Origin of the sequence: Ligilactobacillus equi DSM 15833 = JCM 10991 (assembly GCF_000615765.1) — a bacterium.
GTDB lineage: Bacteria > Bacillota > Bacilli > Lactobacillales > Lactobacillaceae > Ligilactobacillus > Ligilactobacillus equi.
In genome coordinates, this window is record NZ_BAMI01000090.1 from 1 (window position 1) to 4,620 (window position 4,620).

General features: G+C 40.1%; 3 protein-coding genes. All 3 read right to left on the minus strand.

The genetic code is table 11. The features are described 5' to 3' along the window. On the minus strand, window positions 1–1,207 hold a 1,207-nt coding region (locus tag JCM10991_RS13990), incomplete at its 3' end, for a putative mucin/carbohydrate-binding domain-containing protein (protein WP_155889662.1). Between the two features lie 20 nt (window positions 1,208–1,227). Beyond that, on the minus strand, window positions 1,228–3,444 hold the full coding sequence (locus tag JCM10991_RS11255; protein WP_162149528.1) for a M60 family metallopeptidase: 2,217 nt from the start codon (window positions 3,442–3,444) through the stop codon (window positions 1,228–1,230). Window positions 3,445–3,859: 415 nt separating this feature from the next. Beyond that, window positions 3,860–4,620: MiiA motif-containing surface protein (locus JCM10991_RS11260; RefSeq protein ID WP_025021540.1), on the minus strand; the 761-nt coding region annotated here is incomplete at its 5' end.

Here is a 4,620-nt window from a genome sequence, read left to right on the forward strand (position 1 = left end):
CTGAGGATTCACTTGGACCCGACGTTGTAGTTTCTGATGGGACTGACTCTGCTGAAGTCTCACTTGGTACTTCTCCTGAGGATTCACTTGGTGACGACGTTGGGGATTGTGAAGGTACTGATTCGATTGAGCTCGCACTTGGGTTAGTATCGGATTCTGATTCTTCACTTGACGCTATTCCAGTAATAACTACCGGATAGGCCTGTTCTACCGTCCGTTTCATCCCATTAATCACGACCTCTGCCTTGACTTTCACCGTATAACTCCCCGGAGTATTTACATCAAGATTTTCCACCGTAAAGTTTGCATTCGTATATGTCTTACCATTAGCATCGTTAACACGCGCCTTAATCTCCTTAATTAAGTCACTTGGTTGCGTCAGTTTCCTTACCTCGAACTGAGGTGTTTTTCCTCGCAACCCGTCCTGGATAAATAATGTATTATCTGCCATCAAGTGTCCGTCTACCACCGTAAACGATGAAACTTTTTCGGGAATCACTACCTGATCATCAAGTTTAGTTACTAAACGTGACGCCCCTTCCTTGTGACTAACCTTAACTTGATAATATTCTTGCACAGGGATTTCAATACTACTTGCTACTAAATCCTCATTTCCTTTGAAACTCCGTTGGTAGAGTAACTTGCCATTATCATCAAAAACTTCTACTGTCACATAGTCGTTCATCCCGTAAAATGGTTGTGGCTTCCCAGGCAAGGTTTGAAGCACTAATTTATCGCTACCCTCATTTTTGTTTATTGTAGCAAAGGTTTGGTTCCCATAACCTTTTAAAGTAATCTCTTCAACATCTGGTTGTGCTTGAGTAATCAACGCTTGATTTAATTGCTTAATCGCTGGATTCTCAATCCTATCCACTAAACTTTGCGCTGCTTCTAACTGCGCTTGCGTCAAGCTAGGTTTAACCGTAGTATGACTGCTGTCCGTGTAAAGCGCCTCAACTTCCGGTAACAGTGTCGTCGTTACTGCCGTTTGTAACTGGTTAGGCATTCCTGACTTGATTGTGATATAAGGGTCCGCTACTTGAAGAGCGTTATCCAAGACTTTTAGTGTATAGCCACCAACTGGCACTTGGGATAAATCTACGCTACCTTGGTTCGCAATCAAATCATCCCCATTGATTGTTCTAACTACCCTATCACCATCCATTATGGCTAGTTGCTTACCTGCTAAGACTTGATAGTTTGCCAAGCTTATCGTCGTATCAGCCTTTAGATCCAACTTGCTAAATCCGCCGTGGTTATTAAGGAAGTCTTATTTTTCAACTGCTTATCTGTCCATCCTAAAGCATCCATGGCCTGAGGCAAATCATTTTCGCCCACTACTTGGTATAGCATAACCGCCACAGCTTTATTACTTTGAAGGGCATTTAATCTGGTACTGCTGTCCAGTTTTACTCCCAAATTATCAAAGTAATCTACTAAATTAATTCCATATTGATTTAAGAATAATTCTACCCAGTCCTTACCTAAATCGTTGGCCGGCTTACCTTGAGCTACTAGCTCTTGGTGATATTGATTAAAGGCCCGAAAATCCTGGCCCCCATTATCATGGTAATCAGCCAAATTCATTAACATTAACAATCTCGTGCTGTATTCTGCTCCCTGGTAGCCTTTACCATTTTCAACTGCGTTGACCATTCTTTCTACCGCTCGTTCACGGTTACGCCCATAAATCCAGGCACTCTTGGTAAATTCTTCATTTGTTGGGTAAATATATTTAGCTTGATAGAGCGTCCCATACACATTATTGAAAATTTCCACAATCGGCATAGTTGCAGACGGAATTTCAAAACCATGGGCAATCTCATGGAGCGTTAACCAGCCAATATTTAAGTATGGTCCGATACTTGTTCCATTACTCCCAATCCAGCGTGAGCTATCGTAATACGCAGCTCCCACACCATTAATATCTGCTGCGGCAAAATATCTCGGAATTTGCAACACACCATTTTCATTTGCTCGTAAATTAGTCAACGAATAGTATTCTTTAAATATTTGGTCATATTGACTCAGTAAATTTCCCAAATTCTTTTGCGAAATTAAGTTTAAATCCTTATATGGTGCTTGAATTTGTATGTTATTCCCTACAATTAAAGCATATGGTACTTTGAACTTATCCCATTGTTTTTCAACCTGCTTTTGATCCGTTTCAGATGTGAAAACTGGCAACTCATCTACCCGCCCAGAAACAACTTCATACTCAACTTGGAAATCGCCTGTTGTTGGACTTTTAATATAGGCTACAGAATCTGCCAAAGCTGTAACTTCGAGCCAGTCACCATCGAGAGTCACTGCTTTGTTCACCATTTTTTGTGTGTCAGAATCAATTAATTGCACTGCCAAATTTTTAGCTTCTGTTTCTTTAGCGCTCGTGACCCGAACACGAATAGTTGCCCCTTCTTTTAAAGTAATTCCTAGAGCTTGTCGGTCCATATTGCGTCCCATTGGTCGTCCTTCTTGGTCCGTTATAGTTGACGCTGGTACACTAAAAATTGCCACTTGCTTGCCTTGACCAGGTAAAATTGCCCCAGGAAGGTTTTGGAACGTTTCTTCCACCTTTGCAATTTCTGCTAGTAACTCCGTCCGATTAGCTTCAGACAGGTACGGATCTTGTTCAATTCCCTGACGTATTACAGCCACATCGCTTAAATCTTTTTGGGGAGCCAAAGTTATTTTTTGCGAATCAGCATAAAACTTGGCTACCTCTTTCTTTAATTCTACGTAGTCAGTAATATTTTCCAAGCCATCTTCATGAATGCGGTAGGAATATGTTTTAGCATTTTTAAGAGCTGTACCCAGTAATTCAGCTTGTTCTGCACTAATTCGACTTGGTTCTGCATGATAGATACTTAAAACATCTCCTGGTTGATATTCCTCGTAAAAATCAGTTGAGCTACTACTATCAGTCCCAGTAAAACTTTTCTGGTAGATAGTTTTATCTTCTCGACTTACCGTAATCTGCGCATATAAATCAGTACCATAAACCTGGTGCGGTTGACGAGGATATTTTTGCACCCCAATTACTGGTTCAATGACTGGTGCGGTAAAAGAAACTGCGCCAAACTTCTGATCCCCATAACCTTTCAGCTCCCAACTGGTGATTTCCGTATCAGGGATAACGACTCCCGCTGTTGGCACAGATTGAGGTAAACTACTAGCATCCTTAAATTCTAACGTTGGTTGAACCGGTGCGGGATTTTCTTCTTCCTCAAACATTCCTTCCGGCTCTGCACTAAGTCCTTCCTCACTTGGCGTAGGCGACTCTTCACTAGCTTGGAGTTGGCCATTAGTCACGGAATCCGTCACATCAGCTTGTACTTGACTAGCATTTGATATAAAAAACAATGTACTCAAGGCTACTGAAACTACCCCAATCCCTAATTTCCGAATACCATAACGTACTTTACGATCAGCATTTTTTTTCATTAATTCGTGTTTGTTATTTTTAGCAAACATTCACTTTACCCCTATTTATTTTTTTCTTAATTATACCTAATTTTGCTTGTCAATGATATTTAATTTTTATAATTGTCTGAAACTTTCAATTTATCATGTGCTAGCCCGCACAATCATATGTAACTTTATACTTATTATAATACATATCATCATACGTGTATTCATACTTATTCGTATACATATAATAACAAGTATAATCATACGTATAAAAACACGCATCTTCTTGTTTATCTTTATCTAAAATCATGACAGTGGTCTGCAAACGCATAGCGTAAGAAACAATCAAGTGATAATATATCCATTTAAATCTAAAAAATTTTACTACTTATCAAAAAAGAGAGATTAAACTTAATTAACCTCTCTCGTAAATCTCAGATTTTAAATCTTAATCTTCGCGTTTTTTACCCATACCCATGAATGATAATACTCCGGCAGCAGCTAAGGCTACTAAACCTAAAGCACTTCCATCAGCGTGGGTTTCACCTGTTTGTGGCAATTCTTTGCTTGCATTTACTGCTACTTTGACCTTTTCTTCAGGTTGAACTACTGGCTTGTTAGCTACGTTAATGACTACCTTGTCTGAAGTGCCAGCCTTCTTAGTGGTTGGTTCATTTTCATGAACTACAGCCGTAGTATCAGTAGAACTTGTTGGCGTTTCAACTTCTGAGTCTGTCCCTGGGATAATGTTTTGAGAACCATCTTGACCAGATTCTGTAACTTCATCAGTTCCTGTTTGTTTTTCACCGTCAGTTGAACCAGTTGTATCCTTCACTGGTGTCTTAGCTGGCGCATTTGGTTCAGGTTGATCCGTTTCTGATGGAGTTACACCTCCAGTAACTGTTTCAGTTACCAAATCAGTACCCGGAATAGTGTCTTGAGAACCATCTGGGTAGGTAATTGTTGCTGTACCATCATTATCTACTTCTACCTTTGTTCCATCTGGGAAGTTATTAACTTCGGTTACCTTACCAGTTACTTCTTCTTTTTCACCATCGGTCAAGGACGTTGTGTCATGCACTGGTGTCTTTTCTGGGACGTTTGGTGTAACTACATCCGCTATTGATAAACTTGGTAAGTCGTAACTTGGGGCGTCTCCTGGTACCAATTGTTCAATAACGTGAACCTTCATAGGTACTTCTTCCTTAG